Source organism: Pseudomonas sp. Pseusp9, from assembly GCF_059491265.1.
The window spans coordinates 6,014,766-6,038,027 of the sequence record NZ_CP168500.1; the positions used below are offsets into that span (position 1 = coordinate 6,014,766).

The following is a 23,262-nucleotide window of genomic DNA, read 5'->3' on the forward strand; positions in this document are numbered from 1 at the left end:
TCCGGCCGTCCGGGCTGTTTATTTCCTTGCATGCGGACGTTCACTACCATGCTGATTGATCAGAAAATCCCTTTAGGCCAGTACATCGCGGGCTTCGTTGAATGGTTGACGCAACACGGCGCCAGCACCTTCGACGCAATCGCCGTGTCACTGGAAACGATGATCCACGGCGTGACGTTTGCGCTGACCTGGTTCAACCCGCTGGCACTGATCGGCCTGATCGCGCTACTGGCACACTTCATTCAACGAAAATGGGGCCTGACTGCATTTGTCGTTGCCTCCTTTCTGCTGATCCTCAACCTGGGGTACTGGCAGGAAACCATGGAAACCCTCGCCCAGGTGATGTTCGCCACCCTGGTCTGCGTGGTCATCGGCGTGCCGCTGGGCATCGTCGCGGCGCACAAGCCGATGTTCTACACTTTAATGCGTCCGGTACTCGATCTGATGCAGACCGTACCGACCTTCGTTTACCTCATTCCTACCCTGACCCTCTTCGGGCTGGGTGTGGTCCCGGGTCTGATCTCCACGGTGGTGTTCGCGATTGCCGCGCCCATCCGCCTGACCTACCTGGGTATCCGCGATGTCCCGGAAGAATTGATGGACGCCGGCAAGGCCTTTGGCTGCTCGCGTCGCCAACTGCTGACGCGGATCGAACTGCCTCACGCCATGCCGAGCATCGCGGCTGGCATCACCCAGTGCATCATGCTGTCGTTGTCGATGGTGGTGATCGCGGCACTGGTAGGCGCCGACGGATTGGGTAAACCGGTGGTCAACGCACTGAATACCGCTGATATCGCCCTGGGCTTCGAAGCGGGCCTGGCGATCGTACTGCTGGCGATCATGCTCGACCGTATCTGCAAACAACCCGAAGCCAAAGTAGGGGGTGACGCATGAGCATAATTCGCTTCGAAGACGTCGACGTGATCTTCACCAAAGATCCACGCGAGGCACTGAAACTTCTCGATCAAGGCTTGACCCGCAGCGAGATCCTGAAAAAGACCGGGCAGATCGTTGGCGTCGAAAAGGCCAGCCTGGATATCGAAAAAGGTGAAATCTGTGTGCTGATGGGCCTGTCCGGCTCCGGCAAATCCAGCCTGCTGCGTTGCATCAACGGCCTCAACACCGTCAGCCGCGGCAAGCTGTTCGTCGAACACGAAGGCAAGCAGATCAACATTGCGTCCTGCTCCGCCGCCGAGCTGAAAATGATGCGCACCAAGCGCATTGCGATGGTGTTCCAGAAGTTCGCCCTGATGCCCTGGCTGACCGTTCGCGAGAACATCAGCTTCGGCCTGGAGATGCAGGGTCGCCCCGAGAAAGAACGCCGCAAGCTGGTGGACGACAAGCTTGAGCTGGTGGGCCTGACCCAGTGGCGCAACAAGAAACCCAACGAGCTGTCCGGCGGTATGCAGCAACGTGTTGGCCTGGCCCGTGCGCTGGCGATGGACGCCGACATCCTGCTGATGGACGAACCGTTCTCGGCACTCGACCCGTTGATCCGCCAAGGCCTGCAAGACGAACTGCTGGAACTGCAACGCAAGCTGCACAAGACCATCGTGTTCGTGAGCCACGACCTCGACGAAGCCCTGAAACTGGGCAGCCGTATCGCGATCATGAAAGACGGCCGGATCATCCAGTACAGCAAACCGGAAGAAATCGTCCTCAACCCTGCGGACGATTATGTGCGGACCTTCGTGGCCCACACCAACCCGCTGAACGTACTGTGCGGTCGCAGCCTGATGCGCACCCTGGACAACTGCAAACGCATCAACGGTTCGGTATGCCTCGATCCGGGCGGCGATTCGTGGCTGGACCTGGCTGAAGGCAACACCATCAAAGGCGCACGCAAGAACGGCTCGAGCATGGACCTGCAGAACTGGATGCCGGGGCAAGCCGTCGAAGGCCTGGAACGCAAGCCGACGCTGGTGGATTCCAGTATCGGCATGCGCGACGCGCTGCAGATTCGTTATCAGACCGGCAACAAGCTGGTGCTGCACGATAACAACCATGTGGTGGGGATTCTTGGCGACAGTGAGCTGTATCACGCACTGCTCGGCAAGAACCTGGGGTAAGGCAACAGATGCAAAAACGCCGCGAGAGTATCGCGGCGTTTTTGTTTGTGGGGATATCGGGTGATGCAGCGTCAGGGCTGATGACCCCTTCGCGAGCAGGCTCGCTCCCACAGGGGTAAGCATTCCAATGTGGGAGCGAGCCTGCTCGCGAAGAAGCGGACGCGGTGGTCCTGACAGGAACACCGCATCAGTTCACTACTTAGCTGTAAACCCGGCCAAGGAGTTGCCGATGGCTTTCAAACTGGTCGAGCACGTCACGGGTGATCTGATCCTGGGTGAAGCCCATCAAGTCGTAGTCCTGGCTGCCGTTGTGCAGGTACACCTCGGCACGGTAGTAACGCTGGCGCGCCTCATCGGACTGAGCCGATTCGGTTGGCGTGGCCAGGTAGCCGTCCAGGCTCACTTCGTAGACAAACGGGTTGCCCTCTTCCATCTCGATCCGCAGGCCCATGCAACGCTTGGACTTGCCCAGCAGTGTCTGCACCTCCAGCCCTTGGGTACGCAGTTGCACAGCCGCATCGCTCAGCGCCGGCGTCACGTGCTTGTCCATGAAGCGCTGGACCACCGACTGACTCGGTTGCAGGTCCAACTGGGTCAAACGCTCAGTGAAACCACGGCGACCGCGTGCCGCCAGCTCCGCTTGTTCCTGTTCGATCTGTACGTCCTGGCGCATGGCCTTGTGCAAGCCGAACATGAAGAACACCAGCACCACCGAGAACGGCAGACCGGCCAGCACCACCATGGTTTGCATGGCTTCGAAGTTGCCGGCGAACAGCAGGCCGATGGTCACCAGGGTGATCACCACCGACCAGAAAATCCGCAGCCAGTGCGGTGCGTCTTCATCAACGGTGCCGCCCTTGCAGGACAGGTTGGCCATCATCACCGCGCCGGAATCCGCCGGGGTCAGGAACAGCACGAAACCGACAAAGATCGACACGCCGATCACCACTTTCGATGCCGGGTAATGCTCAAGCAACTGGTAGATCGCCATGGATGGCTGTTCCAGCGCGGTCTTCCCGAGTTCTACCGCCCCATGGTTCATCACCAGGTCCAGGGCCGAGTTACCGAAGATCGACAGCCACGCCAGGGTAAAGCCCAGCGGAATCAACAGCACGCCGGCGACCAGCTCACGCACGGTGCGACCACGGGAAATACGCGCGATGAACATGCCCACGAATGGTGCCCAGGAAATCCACCAGGCCCAGTAGAACAGGGTCCACAGGCCCAGCCAGCGGTCGGACTTCTCACTGTCGCCTTCGTACACATAGAGGTCGAAAGTCTTCAGCACCACGCCGTTAAGGTAGTCGCCGACGTTCTGCACGAAGCCGTTGAGCAGGTGCAGGGTCGGGCCGAACAACAGGACGAAAATCAGCAGGCCGCTGAACAGCACGATGTTCAGGTTGGACAGACGACGGATGCCGTTTTCCACGCCCGACACGGCAGCAATGGTCGCCACGGTGCTCATCACGATGATCACGATCAGCAGGTTGGTGTTGCTGTGCTCCATGCCGAACAGGTTTTCCAGCCCCGACGACACTTGCAGCGAACCAATCCCCAGGTTGGTCACCAGACCCAGCAGGGTCACGAACATGCCGAAGCCGTCCACCGCATGCCCGGCCGCGCTCTTGACCCAACGCTCACCCACCAGCGGGTACAACGCCGAGCGCAACGCCAGCGGCTGGTTATGCCGGTAGGCAAAGTACGCCACCGCCAGGCCGACCAGCGCGTAGATCGCCCAGCCATGCAGGCCCCAATGCAGGAAGGTCAGTTGCACCGCCTGACGGGCGGCAAGGTTGCTGCCGGCCACACCTTCCGGCGGGTTGAAGTAGTGGTCCAGCGGCTCGGAAGCACCGAAGTACAGCAGCGAAATACCGATACCCGAGGAGAACAGCATCCCCGCCCAGGCGCCGTAGCTGAAGTCCGGGGTATCGTCCTTGCTGCCGAGCTTGAGTTTGCCGTAGGACGAAAACGCCAGGCCGACGACAAAAATCAGGTAGGCGGCAATCACCACCATGTAGTACCAGCCGAAGCTGCGGGACAACCAGGCTTGCGCCGTACCCAGCATTCTGCCGGCCTCTTGCGGGGCGATGATCAGAATGGCGGTCAACAACAGAATCAACGCGGTAGAGGTGTAGAACACCCAACCGTTGACCGTCACCTTCTCGGGTGGGGTCTTTATTAGCGAGGCAGAACTCATGGCACAGATGCTCCGGGCAGTGCGAGAGAAGAACGCAAGACAAACGGGTTACCCGACCAATCGGTTAGTGGGCAGCCGACCGGCGGGTGATATAAAGACAGCCCGAAAAAAGCCCGAAGCCCGTGAGACGCCGTGGCGTACAGGCTTCGAGCCGTTTCGGATGTCGGTTTGCCGCCATTTACACGTAGGAAAAATCTGTAAGCAGCGACGATTTGTCGCAGATCTTATTCTTTGTTGATTGAACGTTCAATCAAAACAAAATAGACTGGCCCTCAAGCCGGTAGCCGTCTGACGTCTGCCGCAAGGCCTAAGGAGATGTGCAAGATGCCCAAGGTCGGTATGCAACCCATCCGCCGCCAGCAATTGATCGAAGCCACTTTGCTGGCTGTCGATCAGGTCGGAATGGGGGACGCCAGCATTGCGCTGATCGCCCGTTTGGCCGGTGTCTCGAATGGCATCATCAGTCACTACTTTCAGGACAAGAATGGCCTGATCGCCGCCACCATGGGGTACCTGATGACTGTCCTGAGCGAGAACGTCACCGCGCGCCGATTGGCGCTGACAGATGACAGCCCGCGGGCGCATCTGCAGGTGATCATCGAAGGCAACTTCGACGCCAGCCAGGTCAATGGCCCGGCAATGAAAACCTGGCTGGCCTTCTGGGCCACCAGCATGCACCAGCCGTCTTTGCACAGGTTGCAGCGGATCAACGATCACCGTCTGTATTCCAACCTGTGCTGCCAGTTCCGCCGTGTGCTGCCGCTCAATGATGCGCGCAGCGCCGCCCGTGGCCTGGCAGCGTTGATCGACGGCTTGTGGTTGCGCGGCGCGCTGTCGGGAGATGCTTTCGACACCGAGCAGGCGCAACAGATTGCGTACGAATACATGGATACCCAACTGGCCAAGCGGGTGAGTTAGAGCACACATAAGCGCTCAACCCCTGAACCGCGCCAACCACTTGATGCTCTTGCGAGGACTTTATGGCCCGTTTCGAACTGCAAAAACTCTACATCGATGGTGCTTACAGCGACGCCAGCAGCGACGCTACTTTCGAAGCCATCAACCCGGCTAACGGTGAAGTCCTCGCAAAAGTACAACGTGCGACCAAGGAAGACGTCGAGCGCGCAGTGGTCAGCGCCGAAAAGGGCCAGAAAATCTGGGCGGCGATGACCGCCATGGAGCGTTCGCGCATCCTGCGTCGCGCCGTGGAAATCCTGCGTGAGCGCAACGATGAACTGGCTGCCCTGGAAACCCTGGACACCGGTAAAGCATTCTCCGAAACCAAATACGTCGACATCGTCACCGGCGCTGACGTGCTGGAGTACTACGCAGGCCTGGTTCCGGCCATCGAAGGCGAGCAGATTCCGCTGCGCACCACCTCGTTCGTCTACACCCGTCGCGAGCCGCTGGGCATCGTGGCCGGTATCGGCGCGTGGAACTACCCGATCCAGATCGCCCTGTGGAAATCCGCACCAGCCCTGGCTGCCGGTAACGCGATGATCTTCAAGCCAAGCGAAGTCACCTCGCTGACCACTCTGAAACTGGCCGAGATCTACACCGAAGCCGGCCTGCCGAACGGCGTGTTCAACGTGTTGACCGGCAGCGGCCGTGAAGTCGGCACCTGGCTGACCGAGCACCCGCGCATCGAGAAAGTCTCGTTCACCGGCGGTACCGACACCGGCAAGAAAGTCATGGCCAGCGCTTCGGCTTCCTCGCTGAAAGACGTGACCATGGAACTGGGCGGCAAGTCCCCGCTGATCATCTGCGACGACGCCGACCTCGATCGCGCCGCCGACACCGCGATGATGGCCAACTTCTACAGCTCCGGTCAGGTTTGCACCAACGGCACTCGCGTGTTCGTGCCAGCTCACCTGAAAGCCGCCTTCGAAGCCAAGATCGTTGAGCGTGTAGCGCGCATCCGCATCGGCAACCCGCAAGACGAAAACACCAACTTCGGTCCGCTGGTCAGCTTCGCCCACATGGAAAACGTGCTGGGTTACATCGCCAAGGGCAAGGAAGAAGGCGCCCGCGTACTGTGTGGCGGTGAGCGTCTGACCGACGGCGAATTCGCCAAAGGTGCCTTCGTCGCGCCGACCGTGTTCACCGACTGCACCGACGACATGACCATCGTGCGTGAAGAAATCTTCGGCCCGGTGATGGCGATCCTCACCTACGAAACCGAAGAGGAAGTAATCCGCCGCGCCAACGACACCGACTTCGGCCTGGCCGCCGGTATCGTCACCCGCGACCTGAACCGCGCGCACCGCGTGATTCATCAGCTGGAAGCCGGTATCTGCTGGATCAACGCCTGGGGCGAGTCCGACGCGAAGATGCCGGTTGGCGGCTACAAGCAGTCCGGTGTTGGTCGTGAAAACGGGATCAGCTCGCTGAACAACTTCACCCGCATCAAATCGGTACAGGTCGAGCTGGGCGATTACGCCTCGGTGTTCTAAGAACCCGAGCCTTGTATTGCTCGCAAGGCCCTCTTCGCGAGCAGGCTCGCTCCCACAGGAGTACGCGTTCCACTGTGGGAGCGAGCCTGCTCGCGAATCGAGTGCGTAGCACTCGCCATGGCCTGACCTGAACCAACTTCAAAGAGGGTGCATTCAATGTCCCAAGAATTCGATTACATCATCATCGGTGCCGGCTCCGCCGGTAACACCCTGGCGACCCGTCTGACCGAAGACGCAGGCGTCACCGTCCTGCTGCTCGAAGCGGGCGGCCCGGACTACCGTTTGGACTTCCGTACGCAGATGCCGGCCGCCCTGGCGTTCCCGCTGCAAGGCCGTCGCTACAACTGGGCTTACGAAACCGATCCGGAGCCGCACATGGACGGTCGCCGCATGGAGTGCGGTCGCGGCAAGGGCCTCGGCGGTTCCTCGCTGATCAACGGCATGTGCTACATCCGCGGCAACGCCATGGACTACGACGGCTGGGCAAAATTGCCAGGTCTCGAGGACTGGTCGTACCTGGACTGCCTGCCCTATTTCAGAAAAGCGGAAACCCGCGACATCGGCCCGAACGATTACCACGGTGGCGAAGGCCCGGTCAGCGTGACCACACCGAAAGCCGGCAACAACCCGCTGTTCCACGCCATGGTTGAAGCCGGCGTGCAGGCCGGTTACCCGCGTACCGAAGACCTCAACGGCTACCAGCAGGAAGGCTTCGGCCCGATGGACCGTACCGTGACGCCTAAAGGCCGTCGCTCCAGCACCGCTCGCGGCTACCTGGACACTGCCAAGAAGCGTTCGACCCTGACCATCGTCACCCACGCCCTGACCGACAAGATCCTGTTCGAAGGCAAGCGTGCGGTCGGCGTGCGTTACCTGGTGGGCGCGGCTGAAGAGCGTGTTGAGGTCAAGGCGCGCAAGGAAGTGCTGCTGTGCTCCGGCGCCATCGCTTCGCCGCAGATCCTGCAACGCTCCGGCGTGGGCCCGGCGAAACTGCTGCAAAGCCTCGACATTCCAGTGGTCCACGACCTGCCGGGCGTCGGTGAAAACCTGCAGGACCACCTTGAGTTGTACCTGCAATACGCTTGCACCCAACCGGTCTCGCTGTACCCGTCGCTGCTCTTGCACAACCAGCCGGCCATCGGTGCCGAGTGGCTGTTCAACGGCACCGGCATCGGCGCCAGCAACCAGTTCGAAGCCGGCGGATTCATTCGTACCCGCCCGGAATTCGAATGGCCGAACATCCAGTACCACTTCCTGCCGGTGGCGATTAACTACAACGGTAGCAACGGTGTGAAAGAGCACGGCTTCCAGGCGCACATGGGTTCCATGCGTTCGCCTAGCCGTGGTCGCATCCAGGTCAAATCCAAGGACCCGCGCCAGCACCCGAGCATTCTGTTCAACTACATGGCCACCGAGCAGGACTGGCAGGAATTCCGCGACGGCATCCGCCTGACCCGTGAAATCATGCAGCAACCTGCACTGGACGCCTTCCGTGGTCGCGAGATCAGCCCGGGCATCGAGGTGCAAACCGACGAGCAACTGGACAAGTTCATCCGCGAACACGCTGAAACCGCGTTCCACCCGTCCTGCTCGTGCAAGATGGGCGCCGACGAAATGGCCGTGGTCGATGGCGAAGGTCGCGTGCATGGCATGCAAGGCCTGCGGGTGGTCGATGCCTCGATCATGCCGATCATCACCACCGGCAACCTCAACGCGCCGACGATCATGATGGCCGAGAAAATCGCCGACAAGATCCGTGGCCGCAAGCCGTTGCCGCGCAGCTCCGCCACTTACTATGTGGCGGGCGGAGCGCCGGTGAAGGGCAAGCCGGTGCGGGAAGTGACTCAGACCGCATAACACCGTTACACCGCATCAAGGCTATTCGCGAGCAGGCTCGCTCCCACAGGGAAGCTTCGGTGAACACAATATTTGTGAACACCGGAAATCAAATGTGGGAGCGAGCCTGCTCGCGAAGAGGCCCTGAAGAACAACACAACAATCCCCTCCCACACCGCTCTATCCTTGATCCCACCCCCCTCGCAGGCCTAATCTAGCGCCACGCAAACGTTTCACCTCTTCCCCTCGCAACACCGCTGCGCCGCCACTCCATACCCAGGAGGTTCACGAATGTTCGATTTCTACCCCCAGCTCAAGCAGCGCTTCGCCGCCTTGCGCACGGGTGCCGAATTCTTTTCCCTGCGTTATGTGCGCGAATCCGGGCAGTACCTGTCGGTGCGCAAGAACGTCGCCGAGCCGCCAAGCCTGAGCCGTGACGAAGGGGCGATGCTGACCGTACGGGTCAATGGCGTCGAAGCCTATGCCGCAACCAACGACTTGTCGCAACAAGGCCTGCAAGCCGCCCTCGACCGCGCCGAGCTCCAGGCCCGTCGACTCAAGCCCCACGCCTTGCTGGACTTGCGCGAGCAGGCCGTTTCCAGCGACCGCGCCGACTACTTTTCGCCCAACTTCGACCAGGCCTTCCCGTCCCTGAGCGACTGCTACGCATTACTCGGCGCCGAATCCGCCGCCGTACCGAAAGACGAGCGTCTGGTGAACTGGCAGGTCAGCCTCGGCATCACCCACGTCGAGCAGATCTACCTCAACACCGCCGGTGCCGAACTGCGCCAGGCCCAACGCTTTGTGTACCCTGGCCTGGATGTCACGGCCTACGACGGCAACGACAGCCAGACCCGCAGCCTGGGTCGCGAGAACTTCGGCCAGCAAGGCGCGGCGGACGTCATCAGCCGCTGCGGGCTGATCGGTGCCGGTGCCCAGGTGGCCGATCAGGCCCTGCAATTGCTGCTGGCGCCAAACACCCCGCAAGGCAAGCGCGACCTGCTGCTGATGCCCGACCAGATGATGCTGCAAATCCACGAATCCATTGGTCACCCGCTGGAACTGGACCGCATCCTCGGTGACGAGCGCAATTACGCCGGCACCAGTTTCGTCAAAGCCGAAGATTTCGGCCGCCTGCAATACGGTTCCGGTCTGCTCAACGTGACCTTCGACCCGAGCATCCCCGAGGAACTCGCCAGCTACGGCCATGACGACGACGGCACGCCCGCCAGCAAGCAGTTCCTGATCCGTGAAGGCTTGTTGCTGCGCCCGCTCGGCGGTGCGCTTTCGCAATTCCGTGCCGGCATGGACGGCGTCGCCAACAGCCGTGCCTGCGGCTGGAACCGTCCGCCGATCGACCGCATGGCCAACCTCAACATCGAGCCTGGCGATCAGTCCATCGAACAGCTGATCGGCGGCATCGAACACGGCGTGCTGATGTCGACCAACCGCTCCTGGTCGATCGACGATGCTCGCAACAAATTTCAGTTCGGTTGCGAATGGGGCCAACTGATCGAAAACGGCGAACTCAAGGGCGTGGTGAAGAACCCCAATTACCGGGGTATCTCCGCGCAGTTCTGGAAGAGCCTCAGCGCCGTCGGCAATGCCAGTACCTTCAAGGTCCTCGGCACACCGAACTGCGGCAAGGGTGAACCGAACCAGGTGATCCGCGTCGGCCACGCGTCACCGGCCTGCGTGTTCAGCAATGTCGATGTATTCGGAGGAGACGCCTGATGAATCCTTCAAACAGTTCGTCCGCGTCGTTCAAGGCGTTGGTCAACAGCCTGCGTGAAGCACTTCGCGAGCCCGAGCAGTTCACCCTCAGCTACGCCGCCGAATCGTCGGCCTTCGTGCGCTTCAACCACGCCAAGGTTCGTCAGGCCGGTCAGGTGCAGCAGGCGAGTATCGGCCTGAAGCTGATCAACGAAGGCCGTCATGCCGACCTGAACATCACCCTCGCCGGCGATCCCCAGGTTGATCTGCAACGCTTGACCGAAGGCCTGCAACAGCTGCGGGAAACCTTGCCGCTGCTGCCTCAGGATCCTTATCTGCTGCTCAACCACAATGGCTGGCAAAGCAGCAACGTGCAGTCGCATCCGCTGCCGGACACCGAGCAGGTGGTCGCGCAGATTACCCAGGCCGCCGAAGGACTGGATCTTGTCGGTTTTTACGCGGCCGGCCCCATCAGCCGTGGTTTTGCCAGTTCTTCGGGTGCCTTCGGCTGGCATCAGGCCAACAGTTTCAATTTCGACTTCAGCCTGTTCCACGAGAACGGCCAGGCCGTCAAAGCCAGCTACGCCGGGCATGACTGGAGCAGCGAAGACTTTGCCAAGCGCTTCCGGCAAGCCCGCGAGCAGCTTGAATTTCTGGGGCGACCGCTGCGCACTTTGGCGCCCGGCCAGTACCGCGCTTACCTGGCACCGGCGGCGCTGGAAGAAATCATGGGCATGTTGTGCTGGGGTGGTTTCTCGGCACAGTCGATTGCCAGCAAGAGCAGCCCGCTGCAAAAGCTCTACGGGGGCGACAGCGCTTTCAGCACGATGGTCTCGCTGGATGAAAAAGTCAGCGGCTCGCTGAGCCCGGCGTTTTCCGATGAGGGTTATCCACGCAGTGACCTTGGGTTGATCGTCGATGGCAAGGCCGGGGCACAGCTGGTCAGCTCGCGTAGCGCCGCGGAATACGGTTTGACTGCCAATGGCGCCAGCGGCGGTGAATCACCGAGCGCGCTGAACATGAAAGCCGGGCTGTTGCCTGACACTGACATCCTCAAGCAACTGGGCACGGGGCTGTACATCAGCAACCTGTGGTACCTGAACTTCTCGGATCAACCGGCCGCACGCCTGACCGGCATGACCCGCTTTGCCACGTTCTGGGTCGAGAACGGCGAGATTCAGGCACCGGTCAGCACCATGCGCTTTGATGACAGCGCCTTCAGCCTGCTCGGTTCGCAGCTCGAAGCGCTGACCGCAGAGCGGGAGTTGTTGCTGTCGGCGAGCACCTATAGCCAGCGGGCGACAGCGTCGGCGTTGTTGCCGGGGGCGCTCGTGAGCCGGTTGACCTTGACCCTTTGAAAGCATTCGCGAGCAGGCTCGCTCCCACATGGATGATGAATAACCTGTGGGAGCGAGCCTGCTCGCGAAGAAGTCACCACGGACGCCCTGATTCACACTGACAAGAGGTCCCATGCCCAACCGCCCGCCTCTCGACGCTGTCACCGCCCGCTGGGTGCCGTGGGTCGTCGCCATCGCGTTTTTCATGCAGTCCCTCGACGGGACGATTCTCAACACCGCCCTGCCGGCCATGGCCCGCGACTTGGCCGAAGACCCATTGCGCATGCAGGGTGTGATCATCGCCTACATGCTCACGGTCGCCTTGCTGATTCCCGCTTCGGGCTGGATCGCCGATCGCTTCGGCACCAAGAAGATCTTTTTCGGCGCGATCCTGCTGTTCAGTCTCGGCTCGCTGCTCTGCGCACTGTCGAGCAGCCTGAGCCTGCTGATCGGCGCGCGGGTGATCCAGGGCCTGGGTGGCGCGCTGATGTTGCCGGTCGGGCGGCTGGTGGTGTTGCGTGCCTACCCGCGCTCGGAGCTGGTGCGGATCATGGGCTTCATCACCATTCCCGGGCTGCTCGGCCCGTTGATCGGCCCGACCATGGGCGGCTGGATGGTGCAATTCCTGACCTGGCACTGGATCTTCCTGATCAACCTGCCGGTGGGGCTGGTCGGTTGCTACGCCGTGTGGAAATTCATCCCGGACCTGCGCGGTACCGAGCGCACCCGTTTCGATAGCCTGGGCTTCGTACTGTTTGGCGCGGCGATGATTCTGATCACCATCGCCATGGAGGGCCTGGGCGAACTGCACCTGCCACACCTGCGGGTGATGTTGCTGCTGTTCGGCGGCATGGCTTGCCTGGCGGCGTACTGGCTGCGCGCCGGGCATGTCGAGAATCCGCTGTTTGCGCCGTCGTTGTTCAAGACCCGGACCTTCGCCGTGGGTATTCTCGGCAACCTGTTCGCCCGTCTCGGCAGCGGCGCCCTGCCCTTTCTGGTGCCGTTGCTGCTGCAAGTGGCACTGGGTTACTCGCCGTCCCAGGCCGGGATGAGCATGCTGCCACTGGCGGCGGCGGCGATGATCGCCAAGTGGGTCGCGCGGCCACTGATCGAGCGTCTGGGTTATCGCATCGTGCTCACCGGCAACACCCTGGCGCTGGGCATCATGCTGGCCGCCATGGGCCTGGTCAGCGAGCAGACGCCGTACTGGCTGCTGCTGTGCCTGCTGGCGATCCTTGGCGCGATCAACTCCCTGCAGTTCACGGCGATGAACACCGTGACCCTGATCGACCTCGACGACGCCAGCGCCAGCAGCGGCAACAGCCTGCTGTCGGTGGTCGCGCAATTGTCCCTGAGCCTGGGGGTTGCGTGTGCGGGCGCGCTGCTCGGTGGCTTTACGGCGGAGATTGGTAACGATGGCGTGGATACGGTATTAGGCGCGTTCCAACTGACCTTTGTGACCGTCGGAATCATGGCCATGTTGGCCGCGACGATCTTTTCCCAGCTGTCACGGAATGACGGACGGCGTGTTAAACGTCCGGAACAGCACATAGAGCCTTAGGGCGAATGGCCACCGGACTGGTACACTGCGCGACATTTTGTTTTGCAGGCCAGTCCCGTGACCACCATCGCCACCGAATTTAATACTTTGCCGCTGTCCGCCGCCATGCTGGCTAACCTGGACTCCCTCGGTTATGCCCAGATGACGCCGATCCAGGCGCAAAGCTTGCCGGTGATCCTCAAGGGGATGGATCTGATCGCCCAGGCCAAGACCGGCAGCGGCAAGACCGCCGCGTTCGGCATCGGCCTGCTGAACCCGATCAATCCGCGCTACTTCGGTTGCCAGGCGCTGATCCTGTGCCCGACCCGTGAGCTGGCCGACCAGGTCGCCAAGGAAATCCGTCGCCTGGCCCGTGCCGAAGACAACATCAAGGTCCTGACCCTGTGCGGCGGCGTGTCCCTCGGCCCGCAGATCGCTTCGCTGGAACACGGCGCGCACATCATCGTCGGCACCCCGGGGCGCATCCAACAGCACCTGCGCAAGGGCTCGCTGGTCCTCCACGGCCTGAACACGCTGATCCTCGACGAAGCCGACCGCATGCTCGACATGGGTTTCTACGACTCCATCGAAGAAATCATCATGCAGGCCCCGGAGCGTCGCCAGACCCTGCTGTTCTCCGCCACCTATCCGGTCGGCATCAAGCAGCTGGCCTCGAAGTTCATGCGCAACCCGCAGCAGGTCAAGGCCGAAGCGTTCCACGACGACACGCAGATCGAACAGCGCTTCTACGAGATTTCCCCGGACGACCGCATGAGTGCCGTGACCAAGGTGCTTGGCCACTTCCGCCCGGCGTCCTGCGTGGCCTTCTGCTTCACCAAGCAACAGGTTCAGGAAACCGTCGATCATCTGACCGCCAAAGGCATTTCCGCCGTCGGCCTGCACGGCGATCTGGAACAGCGTGACCGCGACCAGGTACTGGCAATGTTCGCCAACCGCAGTACTTCGGTACTGGTGGCCACCGACGTCGCCGCCCGCGGCCTCGACATCGATTCGCTGGACATGGTGATCAACGTCGAGCTGGCCCGTGATTCGGAAATCCACATTCACCGCGTTGGCCGTACCGGCCGTGCCGGTGAGAAAGGCCTGGCCATCAGCCTGGTCGCGCCGTCCGAAGCGCAGCGTGCACAAGCCATCGAACAATTGCAGAAGACGCCGTTGACCTGGGACCAGGTGGACAACCTCACCTCCAAGGGCGGCGGCCCCCTGCTGCCGCAGATGAGCACCCTGTGCATCGCGGCTGGCCGCAAGGACAAGGTTCGTCCGGGCGACATTCTTGGCGCATTGACCGGTGACGCCGGCATCCCCGGCGCCCAGGTCGGCAAGATCGCGATTTTCGACTTCCAGGCCTACGTGGCCGTGGAGCGCGGCGTCGCCAAGCAGGCCCTGCAGCGCCTGAACGACGGCAAGATCAAGGGCCGTTCGTTGCGCGTGCGTATTTTGTAAGAACTGCACGTATACCTGTGGGAGCGGGCTTGCCCGCGATAGCGGACTGACAGACAACACTTATGTTGGATGTCCCGGCCTCATCGCGGGCAAGCCCGCTCCCACAGTTTTTGTGGTGAGACATTTAGAGGACATCGTTTTGCGCTCTACCGAAGTCGTGATCATTGGCGCTGGCGCCGCAGGGTTGATGTGTGCACTGACCGCCGCCGGGCGCGGGCGCGAGGTGTTGCTGCTTGACCATGCCAACAAGGCCGGCAAGAAAATCCTGATGTCGGGCGGTGGTCGCTGCAATTTCACCAACATGTACACAGAGCCGGGCAATTTCCTCTCGCAGAATGCGCATTTCTGCAAATCCGCCTTGGCCCGTTACACCCAATGGGATTTCATCGGCATGGTGGCCAAACATGGCGTGCCGTACCACGAGAAAAAACTCGGTCAGTTGTTCTGCGATAACAAATCCAGCGACATCCTCGAAATGCTGCTGACCGAGTGCGATCAGGCCGGCGTCAGCCTGCACCTGGACACGTCGATCCAGACCATCGAGCGGCTTGAGAAGGGCTACCTGCTGGACACCACAATGGGCCAGATCACCTGCGAATCGCTGGTGATCGCCACCGGCGGCCTGTCGATTCCGACCCTGGGCGCCACCGGTTTCGGCTATCAAGTGGCCAGGCAATTCGGTCATGAATTGCTGCCGACCCGCGCCGGTCTGGTGCCGTTCACCATCACCGATCAGCTCAAGGCGTTGTGCACCGAGTTGTCCGGTACGTCGGTGGATTGCCTGGTGAGCTGCAACGACCAGAGCTTCCGCGAGAACATCCTGTTCACCCACCGGGGCCTCAGCGGCCCGGCGATCTTGCAGATTTCGTCGTTCTGGGAGTCCGGCGATACCGTCGAGATCAACCTGCTGCCGGATCACGACGTGCCGGGCTGGCTGCAACAGCAACAGGCCGAACGCCCCAACAGCGAGTTGAAAACCCTGCTCGGGGAAATCTTCACCAAGAAGATGGCCAACCTGCTGGCGGACAACTGGTTCGTTTCCAAACCGATGAAGCAGTACACCCACGCCGAACTGGCCGATGTCGCGGAAAAACTGGCGAGCTGGAAAGTCGTGCCGGCAGGCACCGAAGGCTATCGCACCGCCGAGGTGACCCTGGGCGGCGTCAATACCAATGAAGTATCGTCCAAGACCATGGAATCGCTGAAAAGCCCGGGGCTGTACTTCATCGGCGAAGTGCTCGACGTGACCGGGCATCTGGGCGGGTTCAACTTCCAGTGGGCCTGGGCTTCCGGTTACGCGGCCGCGCAGTACGTCTGACCGTACACATAACAAAATGTGGGAGCGAGCCTGCTCGCGAAGAGGGAGTGCCAGAGAACATTGAGTTGCCTGACACACCGCTTTCGCGAGCAGGCTCGCTCCCACATTGATTTTGCATTGATCGATAAAGGAACAGATTTTGCTGTCTGATGTGATCGACGCCATTGCGTCGGCGTCATTAGTGGCTCAATTTAGCGTCATTGCCTCGGAAGGCCTTCGCATTTCATGTCATCGACTTCATTCCGCCAGTCTCTGCGTCGCCTTTGGGCGCTGGATAAGTTCAGCTACAGCGTGCGGGTATTCATTGCCCTGACCGGCACCATGGCGCTGTGTTGGTATCAGGACGAAATGGGCCTGCTGATCCCGTTGTTCCTGGGGATTATCGCCAGCGCCCTGGCCGAGACCGACGACAGCTGGCAGGGCCGTCTCAACGCGCTGGCCGTGACGCTGGTGTGTTTCGCCGTTGCCGCCCTGTCTGTAGAACTGCTTTTCCCCTACCCCTCACTGTTTATCGTTGCCTTCGCCCTGGCCGCGTTCTGCCTGACCATGCTCGGCGCCCTCGGCGAGCGCTATGGCGCGATTGCCTCGGCGACGTTGATCCTGTCGGTCTACACCATGATCGGCGTGGACCAGCGTGGCGGTGCGGTCACCGATGTCTGGCACGAGCCGGTGCTGCTGGTGGCCGGTGCTGCCTGGTATGGCCTGCTCTCGGTGTTGTGGCAGGCGCTGTTTTCCAATCAGCCGGTGCAGCAGAGCCTGGCGCGGTTGTTCCGCGAGCTGGGCTATTACCTGAAGTTGAAATCCTCGCTGTTCGAGCCAGTCCGGCAGATGGACGTGGAGGCGCGACGACTGAAACTGGCCCAGCAGAACGGCCGGGTGGTGGCGGCACTGAACGCCGCCAAGGAGATCATCCTGCACCGGGTCGGTAACGGTCGACCGGGGTCGAAAGTCAGCCGCTACCTGAAACTGTACTTCCTCGCCCAGGACATCCACGAACGCGCCAGCTCTTCGCACTACCCTTACAACGCCCTGGCCGAGGCCTTCTTCCACAGTGACGTGCTGTTCCGCTGCCAGCGCCTGTTGCGCCAGCAAGGCAAAGCCTGCCGGGCCCTGGCCGAATCGATCCAGATGCGCCAGCCGTTCACCTATGACGCAGGTTTCGCCGAGGCCCTGAGCGATCTGGATGCATCCCTCGAACACCTGCGCGTCCAGAGCAACCCGGCCTGGCGCGGCTTGCTGCGTTCACTGCGGGCACTGGCGGCCAACCTCGGCACCCTCGACCGCTTACTCAGCGATGCCAGTAACCCTGACGCCCTGGCCGACGCCACCGACAGCAGTTTGCTTGACCGTTCGCCGCGCAATCTCAAGGACGTGTGGCTGCGCTTGCGCACGCAACTGACGCCGACCTCACTACTGTTCCGTCATGCCCTGCGATTGCCCCTGGCGCTGAGCATCGGCTACGCCATGGTGCATTTGATTCACCCGTCCCAAGGCTACTGGATCATCCTCACTACGCTGTTCGTCTGCCAACCGAACTACGGCGCCACCCGCCGCAAACTCGGGCAACGGATCATCGGCACCGCCATCGGCCTGACCCTGGCCTGGGCGCTGTTCGACCTGTTCCCGAACCCGCTGATCCAGTCCTGCTTCGCCATTGCCGCCGGCGTGGTGTTCTTTACCAACCGCACCACCCGCTACACCCTGGCGACGGCGGCAATCACCTTGATGGTGTTGTTCTGTTTCAACCAGGTGGGTGACGGTTACGGGCTGTTCCTGCCACGTTTGTTCGATACCTTGCTCGGCAGCCTGATCGCCGGGCTGGCGGTGTTCCTGTTCCTGCCGGACTGGCAGGGACGGCGCCTGAACAAAGTGCTGGCCAACACCCTGGCCTGCAACAGCATTTACCTGCGCCAGATCATGCAGCAATACGCGGCAGGCAAAAGCGACGACCTGGCCTACCGCCTGGCCCGCCGCAACGCCCACAACGCCGACGCGGCGCTGTCGACCACGTTGGCCAACATGCTGATGGAGCCTGGGCATTTCCGAAAGGAGGCGGATGTGGGCTTTCGCTTCCTGGTGCTGTCGCACACGCTGCTCAGTTACCTCTCGGGCCTGGGCGCGCACCGGGAAACCCAACTGCCGGCGGGCGTACATGAGCACCTGATCGAGGGGGCCGGGGTGAAACTGGCCAGCAGCATCGACGAAATCGCCCAAGGGCTGGCGAGCAAGTCGTCGATAGCGATTCAGAGCGATGAAGAAGAAGCACTGGCCAATGAACTGGAACAGATGCCCGATGAAATCGATGAAGGGCAGCGGCTGGTACAGACGCAATTGGCACTGATTTGCCGTCAGCTCGGGCCGTTGCGGACATTGGCGGCGCATCTGATCAAGGACACCAGTGAGGATTGAGATCTGCGGTGTCTGAGCGGGCCTCTTCGCGGGCAAGCCCGCTCCCACAAGGATCGGCAGTGTTTACAAAATCCGAGAACAACATAGCTCACTGTGGGAGCGGGCTTGCCCGCGAAGAGGCCATCAGCAACAACACAGAAACTGGCTCAGCCCACTCACATCCCATGCTGCCGCATCAACTTGTCATAACTCCCGTCCGCCTTCATGGCCGCAATCTCGCGGTCGAAACCGGCGACGATCTGCTCATGCCGCGGATTCTTCAGGCTGACCAGTATGTGCAGGCTGTTCTCGCTCAACGCCTTGGGCAGGAATTCCACAGCGTTGCGGACCTTGGGTGACTCACGGGACAGGTAGTAGCGGGCAACGTACTCATCCTCCAGCGTCAGTTTGACCCGATCGGCCGCGAGCATGCGTACCGCCATGGCGAAACTGTGCACAGGGATTTTCTGTAACGAGTCGTCGTTGTCGAACGTGGGCGAATAGGCGTATCCGCGCACGATGGCAATCGGATACGTGTGCAATTGCAGCAGGTTGTTGAACTCGATGGGGGCGTCTTTGCGCTTGAGAAAACGGACGCGATTGAGCAGATATTCGCCGGAAAACTGGCCGAGAGTTGTACGCTCGTCGTTGTACCAGGCATTGACCAGCACGTCATACCGGCCCTCACCCAATCCCATCAAGGCCCGTGCCCAGGGCACTTGTTCGAAATCACTGGCATAACCGGCCCTGGCGAGCGCGGTGCTGACAATGTCCGTGGCCAATCCACCGTTGACGAGCGTGGAATCGGTAAAGGGAGGCCAGGCATCCGCGACCAACCGCAGTTTTTCTGCCGCTGCCCCCTGAACCAGCAACAGCAATCCAATCAAAGCAAAAGCTTGATGCAATCGCGGCATGCTTGAAAATCCTTAGCGGGCGGATTGCCCGACGTGTTTTCAGCCAAACTCCAAGGCCCCGTATCGGCAAGACCCGGGTGCTAAACATTAGCTCATCGAAGCCATGGCACAGCGCCTCGAACCAGATTACACAAAGAAGACATGCGCGCGAGAAATGAATGATGGCATTTTGGCCTATATCACAGATTCTTCCGCCATCAAGACTTCTGGCGTGAGTGCGCTTAGTATCGGAACGACGTTTTCAGGGAATCAAAACATGACAGTCGACTGGATCTGCAAACACCACAGCGACCTGGGCAAGGAGCAGCTGTACGCCATCTTGCAGCTGCGCGCCGAGGTATTCGTCGTCGAACAAAAATGCGTTTACCAGGATATCGATGGCCAGGATCTGGAAGGTGACACCCTCCACGTGATGGCTTGGGACGGTAACCGACTGGTGGCCTACCTGCGGCTGCTTGATCCGCAATCACAGGGCGGCGACGTGGTGATCGGCCGGGTGATCATCGCCCCGCAGGCACGCGGCGCCGGGCTGGGGCATGAGTTGATGGAACAGGCACTCAAACAGATCGAGAAATACTGGCCCGGCCTGCCGATCTACCTCTCGGCCCAGGCGCATCTACAGGGGTATTACGGGCGCTACGGGTTTGTCGTGGCGGGTGAGGAATATGTGGAAGATGGCATTCCACACATCGGCATGCGTCGTATTTAAGGGCCCCATCGCGGGCAAGCCCGCTCCCACAGGGTTCCGACTGGATTGAAAAACTTTGATCCAACCGTGATCACTGTGGGAGCGGGCTTGCCCGCGAAGGCGTCAGCTCAGGCGCCTCCAATACTCAGGGATACTCCAGCACCGCTTTGATCTGCCGCAGGTTACGCTCGATCCACCCGCGATCGATCGCACCCCACTCACGAATCCGATAGCGCCCCGCATGGTTGCGCGCGCCCTCTTCCTGCTCGAATTCACAAACGATATCCAGATCCGCCAACGCCGCAATGGTGTCCTGCGCCGTGCGCCGTGGCATACCTGTGACCTCGGTCAGCGCCGGAACACTGCTGGCCAGCCCGCTGTCAATCAGGTACGCCACATACAACCGGCGATAGAAGCTGCTCTTGGTCTTGCTTACGTCCATCCAACGCTCCTGAAAATCGTCCGACCGCAGCCCAAGCCTGCGGCAATTACTACGCGCCTGCAGGCGCCGGCATATCCCGCCAGGTCAGGTACACCCGCACATCGAATTCCACTTGGTGATAACCTGGCAGCATGTGCTCGCACAGTTTGTAGAAGGCCTTGTTGTGGTCCGACTCCTTGAAATGCGCCAGCTCGTGCACCACGATCATTTTCAGGAACTCGCAGGGCGCTTCCTTGAACAGTGAAGCGATGCGGATTTCCTTCTTGGCCTTGAGCTTGCCACCTTGCACCCGGGAGATCGTGGTGTGCAGGCCAAGGGCACGGTGGGTCAGGTCCAGGCGGTTATCGAACAGCACCTTGTCGATGGCCGGAGCATTACGCAGGAACTCCTGCTTGAGGTCCAGGGCATAGGTGTACAGCGCCTTGTCGCTCTGCACCCCGTGCTTTTGCGGGTAGCGCTGGCTCAGGTAATCGCCCAGTCGACCGTCGGCGATCAGCTGGCGCACCTGAGCCTGCAAGGTGGCAGGATAGGCCTGGAGATATTTCAACACGGTCATCGGGGCGGCAATACACGTCACTAAAAGGTCGCCAGTGTAGCGAATTCAGCGGGGCAGCGCGCTCCAGTCAAACGGCTGGACAAACCGCCCGGTGTCTTCGGCCATCATCGGTCGGGCCACCAGGAAGCCTTGCACATATTCACAGCCGTTGGCCTTCAGCCATTCATACTGCGCGACGGTTTCCACCCCTTCGGCAATCACCAGCATCCCGAACTGTGTGCACAGGTCGATGACACTGCGCACCAGCGCCGCATCCCGTACCGACTCCGGCAACCGGGCGATCAGATGCCGGTCGATCTTGAGGGTATCCAGCTCCAGGTCGCGCAAGTGCGACAGGGAACAGGGTCCGGCCCCGAAGTCATCCAACGCCACGCGTACGCCCAGATTGTGCAGCAGGCGCAATTGCTTGCGGGTTTCTTCGGGGTTGTGCATCAAGGCCTCTTCCGTGACCTCGACCTCCAGATGATGCGGTTGCAAGCCATGACGTTCCAGCACCTGGCGCAACTCAGTGACCAGGTTGGGCATGCCGAACTGTGTACTGCTCAAACTGACGCCGAGTACCAGGTCCTCGGTAAACAAGGTCTCCCAGGCTTTGCGTTGCCCGGCGCTGCGATGGTAGATCCAGCTGCCCAGGCGACTGATCAACTGCGCCTCTTCCAACAGTGGCAAAAACAGCCCCGGGGGGACATCGCCAACGCTCGGATGCTGCCAGCGCAACAAGGCCTCGAAGCCACGAATCCGCCCGTCGGCAATCGCTACCTGAGGCTGATACACCAGATTGAAATTCCGGTTCTCGATGGCTGTTCGCACACTTTCTTCCAGCATCAACCGCGAGCGTGCCCGGCCGTTCATGTCGTGATCGTAGAAGCGATATTGCTGGCGACCGGCACGCTTGGCTTCGTACATGGCGATGTCGGCCGCGCGTAGCATCCCGTCGAGATTGGCACCACAATCAGGGAATGTGGCGATGCCGATGCTGGCGCCCAGGGCGATATCGAGGCCGTCGATCTGCTGACAGATCGACACTCGCTCGATGAGCTTCTCGGCAATCTTCGCCGCCTGCTCGGGGAACTCCAGATCCAGCAGTGCGGTGAATTCATCGCCGCCCATCCGCGCCAGAATGTCGAAGGGCCGCAAGCAGGCCTTCAACTGTTCGGAGACCCAACGCAGCACCCGATCGCCGGCATCGTGCCCGAGCGAATCATTGACGCGCTTGAAGCCGTCGAGGTCCAGGTACATCAAGCCCCAGACACTGTCGGAACGCTCACCGCGCAACAGCAGGTTCTCTACGGTCTGGTAGAAACCCCGGCGGTTGAGCAACCCGGTCAGCGGATCGGTGACTGCCTGAAATTCCAGCTGCTGATGCAGATGACGCACCACCGACATGTCCAGCACAGTCACTACCATCGCATGTTGTTCGACAGGCAACGGCGCGCAGGACAAGGCCACCGGCACTTGCTGGCCGGGCGCCGTACGCAGCAGGGCATCGTGCAGGCGCAGGGTCTCACCGCGTTTGTATCCGGCCAGCAACTCGGAATCGGCCCAGATCGGGATATGCGGTTTTTGCAGGTAGTCCAGAAACTCCTTGCCTTGCAGTTCCTGCACCGTGGCATTGAGCAACCGCGACATTGCCGGATTGGCAAAACGAATCAGCCCGTCCTCACTCAATACCAGAATGCCTTCGGCAGCGTTATCCAGCACCGACGCATTAAAGGCACGAGCGGACTCCAGATCATGACTCAGGCGCTGCAGGGCCCGGCGGTTTCGCTGGTGTTCGAGCAATGCATGGACCTTTGGCGTCAAGACCTGTGGGTCGAACGGCTTGAACATGTAATCCACCGCACCACTGGCATAGCCCTTGATCACCGCATCCTGGGACTGTTCGTTGGCGGTCAGGAAAATGATCGGCGTGAGACGGGTCCGCTGGCTACCGCGCATCAGGCGCGCCACTTCATAACCGTCCATACCCGGCATCTGCACGTCCAGCAGCACCAGGTCGATATCGTGTTCAAGCAACAAGCCGAGGGCCTCGAAACCCGAGGCGGCAGTAATGACCTGCCAGTCCTGGCGCTGTAACAACGCGCGCATGCTGATCAGGTTTTCGGGGTAATCGTCGACGACTAAAAGGGTTGAGCCGCCTTCTACTGGCGTGGGTTGCGCGCATTCCATGCTGCTTCTCTGATTGCGGGGCGTCATACCGGCTTCTCGTGAAAACCGGACAAATACTGTGCTTTCACTCTAGACCCGGTTCTGCAAAAGCAGAAGGTGTCAGTGGGCCATCATTTAATCATAGTGTCTTTTTACCGACTAACGGTCGATGGTTCAGGCGATGGGAATCGCGAAAGAT

17 protein-coding genes are annotated in these 23,262 nt (G+C 60.9%); 12 read left to right on the forward strand and 5 right to left on the reverse strand.

From position 1 onward, the window contains the following. The first annotated feature begins 48 nt into the window (after window positions 1-48). Together choW and choV are read left to right on the forward strand one after the other, a co-directional pair. Window positions 49-894, forward strand: a complete 846-nt coding sequence (choW, locus tag ACEN8E_RS27470) for a choline ABC transporter permease subunit (protein ID WP_008019482.1) — start codon at window positions 49-51, stop codon at window positions 892-894. Beyond that, the gene (choV, locus tag ACEN8E_RS27475) at window positions 891-2,069 is read left to right on the forward strand and encodes a choline ABC transporter ATP-binding protein (protein ID WP_495590567.1); all 1,179 of its coding nucleotides are present in this window, start codon (window positions 891-893) and stop codon (window positions 2,067-2,069) included. Before choW ends, choV begins: the two co-directional genes overlap by 4 nt. Before the next feature lie 199 nt (window positions 2,070-2,268). On the opposite strand, the gene ACEN8E_RS27480 is transcribed toward choV, so the two are convergent. Beyond that, window positions 2,269-4,209: a BCCT family transporter gene (locus tag ACEN8E_RS27480; RefSeq protein ID WP_495593402.1), complete on the reverse strand. Its 1,941-nt coding sequence runs from the start codon at window positions 4,207-4,209 to the stop codon at window positions 2,269-2,271. A 381-nt stretch (window positions 4,210-4,590) separates the two neighbouring features. On the opposite strand from ACEN8E_RS27480, the gene betI reads away from it, so the two are divergent. The 9 genes from betI (at window position 4,591) to yccS (ending at window position 18,336) form a co-directional block, all read left to right on the forward strand. Then, window positions 4,591-5,184 (forward strand): transcriptional regulator BetI, encoded by a 594-nt coding sequence (gene betI, locus ACEN8E_RS27485; RefSeq protein WP_223589762.1) that lies wholly within the window; start codon window positions 4,591-4,593, stop codon window positions 5,182-5,184. Between the two features lie 62 nt (window positions 5,185-5,246). Continuing rightward, a complete protein-coding gene (betB, locus tag ACEN8E_RS27490; RefSeq protein ID WP_495590568.1) occupies window positions 5,247-6,719 on the forward strand; it encodes a betaine-aldehyde dehydrogenase in 1,473 nt (490 codons plus the stop codon). 156 nt (window positions 6,720-6,875) lie between these two features. Further along, entirely contained in the window at window positions 6,876-8,576 is a 1,701-nt protein-coding gene (betA, locus tag ACEN8E_RS27495; protein ID WP_495590569.1) for a choline dehydrogenase, read from the forward strand. A 270-nt stretch (window positions 8,577-8,846) separates the two neighbouring features. Next, window positions 8,847-10,289 (forward strand): TldD/PmbA family protein, encoded by a 1,443-nt coding sequence (locus tag ACEN8E_RS27500; protein WP_495590570.1) that lies wholly within the window; start codon window positions 8,847-8,849, stop codon window positions 10,287-10,289. Further along, window positions 10,289-11,626, forward strand: a complete 1,338-nt coding sequence (locus ACEN8E_RS27505) for a TldD/PmbA family protein (protein ID WP_495590571.1) — start codon at window positions 10,289-10,291, stop codon at window positions 11,624-11,626. Before ACEN8E_RS27500 ends, ACEN8E_RS27505 begins: the two co-directional genes overlap by 1 nt. A 112-nt stretch (window positions 11,627-11,738) precedes the next feature. Next, entirely contained in the window at window positions 11,739-13,166 is a 1,428-nt protein-coding gene (gene mdtD, locus ACEN8E_RS27510; protein WP_495590572.1) for a multidrug transporter subunit MdtD, read from the forward strand. Window positions 13,167-13,271: 105 nt separating this feature from the next. After that, on the forward strand, window positions 13,272-14,609 hold the full coding sequence (dbpA, locus tag ACEN8E_RS27515) for an ATP-dependent RNA helicase DbpA (protein ID WP_230853210.1): 1,338 nt from the start codon (window positions 13,272-13,274) through the stop codon (window positions 14,607-14,609). A 139-nt stretch (window positions 14,610-14,748) separates the two neighbouring features. After that, complete coding sequence (locus ACEN8E_RS27520) at window positions 14,749-15,927, forward strand: BaiN/RdsA family NAD(P)/FAD-dependent oxidoreductase (protein ID WP_495590573.1); 1,179 nt, start codon at window positions 14,749-14,751, stop codon at window positions 15,925-15,927. Window positions 15,928-16,152: 225 nt separating this feature from the next. After that, on the forward strand, window positions 16,153-18,336 hold the full coding sequence (gene yccS / locus ACEN8E_RS27525) for a YccS family putative transporter (RefSeq protein ID WP_495590574.1): 2,184 nt from the start codon (window positions 16,153-16,155) through the stop codon (window positions 18,334-18,336). 155 nt (window positions 18,337-18,491) lie between these two features. On the opposite strand, the gene ACEN8E_RS27530 is transcribed toward yccS, so the two are convergent. Beyond that, window positions 18,492-19,229, reverse strand: coding sequence for a substrate-binding periplasmic protein (locus tag ACEN8E_RS27530; protein ID WP_495590575.1), 738 nt, complete (start codon window positions 19,227-19,229; stop codon window positions 18,492-18,494). A 256-nt stretch (window positions 19,230-19,485) separates the two neighbouring features. Between ACEN8E_RS27530 and ACEN8E_RS27535 the strand changes: the two genes are divergently transcribed. After that, a complete protein-coding gene (locus ACEN8E_RS27535) occupies window positions 19,486-19,938 on the forward strand; it encodes a GNAT family N-acetyltransferase (RefSeq protein WP_495590576.1) in 453 nt (150 codons plus the stop codon). 124 nt (window positions 19,939-20,062) lie between these two features. On the opposite strand, the gene ACEN8E_RS27540 is transcribed toward ACEN8E_RS27535, so the two are convergent. From ACEN8E_RS27540 to ACEN8E_RS27550, 3 genes are read right to left on the reverse strand one after another with little or no spacing between them, the layout of a single operon-like run. Then, window positions 20,063-20,359, reverse strand: coding sequence for a winged helix-turn-helix domain-containing protein (locus tag ACEN8E_RS27540; RefSeq protein ID WP_007894945.1), 297 nt, complete (start codon window positions 20,357-20,359; stop codon window positions 20,063-20,065). Window positions 20,360-20,408: 49 nt separating this feature from the next. Next, window positions 20,409-20,915 (reverse strand): YgjP-like metallopeptidase domain-containing protein, encoded by a 507-nt coding sequence (locus tag ACEN8E_RS27545; RefSeq protein ID WP_495590577.1) that lies wholly within the window; start codon window positions 20,913-20,915, stop codon window positions 20,409-20,411. 45 nt (window positions 20,916-20,960) lie between these two features. After that, window positions 20,961-23,084 carry a putative bifunctional diguanylate cyclase/phosphodiesterase gene (locus tag ACEN8E_RS27550; RefSeq protein WP_495590578.1) on the reverse strand — a complete coding sequence of 708 codons (2,124 nt, stop codon included), beginning with the start codon at window positions 23,082-23,084 and terminating at the stop codon, window positions 20,961-20,963. Window positions 23,085-23,262 lie beyond the last annotated feature (178 nt).

Excerpts from the sequence above, each read along its gene's own strand:
- choW (WP_008019482.1), top strand. The coding sequence starts at position 49 with ATGCTGATTGATCAGAAAATCCCTTTAGGCCAGTACATCGCGGGCTTC.
- choV (WP_495590567.1), top strand. The coding sequence starts at position 891 with ATGAGCATAATTCGCTTCGAAGACGTCGACGTGATCTTCACCAAAGAT.
- betI (WP_223589762.1), top strand. The coding sequence starts at position 4,591 with ATGCCCAAGGTCGGTATGCAACCCATCCGCCGCCAGCAATTGATCGAA.
- betB (WP_495590568.1), top strand. The coding sequence starts at position 5,247 with ATGGCCCGTTTCGAACTGCAAAAACTCTACATCGATGGTGCTTACAGC.
- betA (WP_495590569.1), top strand. The coding sequence starts at position 6,876 with ATGTCCCAAGAATTCGATTACATCATCATCGGTGCCGGCTCCGCCGGT.
- ACEN8E_RS27500 (WP_495590570.1), top strand. The coding sequence starts at position 8,847 with ATGTTCGATTTCTACCCCCAGCTCAAGCAGCGCTTCGCCGCCTTGCGC.
- ACEN8E_RS27505 (WP_495590571.1), top strand. The coding sequence starts at position 10,289 with ATGAATCCTTCAAACAGTTCGTCCGCGTCGTTCAAGGCGTTGGTCAAC.
- mdtD (WP_495590572.1), top strand. The coding sequence starts at position 11,739 with ATGCCCAACCGCCCGCCTCTCGACGCTGTCACCGCCCGCTGGGTGCCG.
- dbpA (WP_230853210.1), top strand. The coding sequence starts at position 13,272 with ATGCTGGCTAACCTGGACTCCCTCGGTTATGCCCAGATGACGCCGATC.
- yccS (WP_495590574.1), top strand. The coding sequence starts at position 16,153 with ATGTCATCGACTTCATTCCGCCAGTCTCTGCGTCGCCTTTGGGCGCTG.
- ACEN8E_RS27530 (WP_495590575.1), bottom strand. The coding sequence starts at position 19,229 with ATGCCGCGATTGCATCAAGCTTTTGCTTTGATTGGATTGCTGTTGCTG.
- ACEN8E_RS27535 (WP_495590576.1), top strand. The coding sequence starts at position 19,486 with ATGACAGTCGACTGGATCTGCAAACACCACAGCGACCTGGGCAAGGAG.
- ACEN8E_RS27540 (WP_007894945.1), bottom strand. The coding sequence starts at position 20,359 with ATGGACGTAAGCAAGACCAAGAGCAGCTTCTATCGCCGGTTGTATGTG.
- ACEN8E_RS27545 (WP_495590577.1), bottom strand. The coding sequence starts at position 20,915 with ATGACCGTGTTGAAATATCTCCAGGCCTATCCTGCCACCTTGCAGGCT.
- ACEN8E_RS27550 (WP_495590578.1), bottom strand. The coding sequence starts at position 23,084 with ATGGAATGCGCGCAACCCACGCCAGTAGAAGGCGGCTCAACCCTTTTA.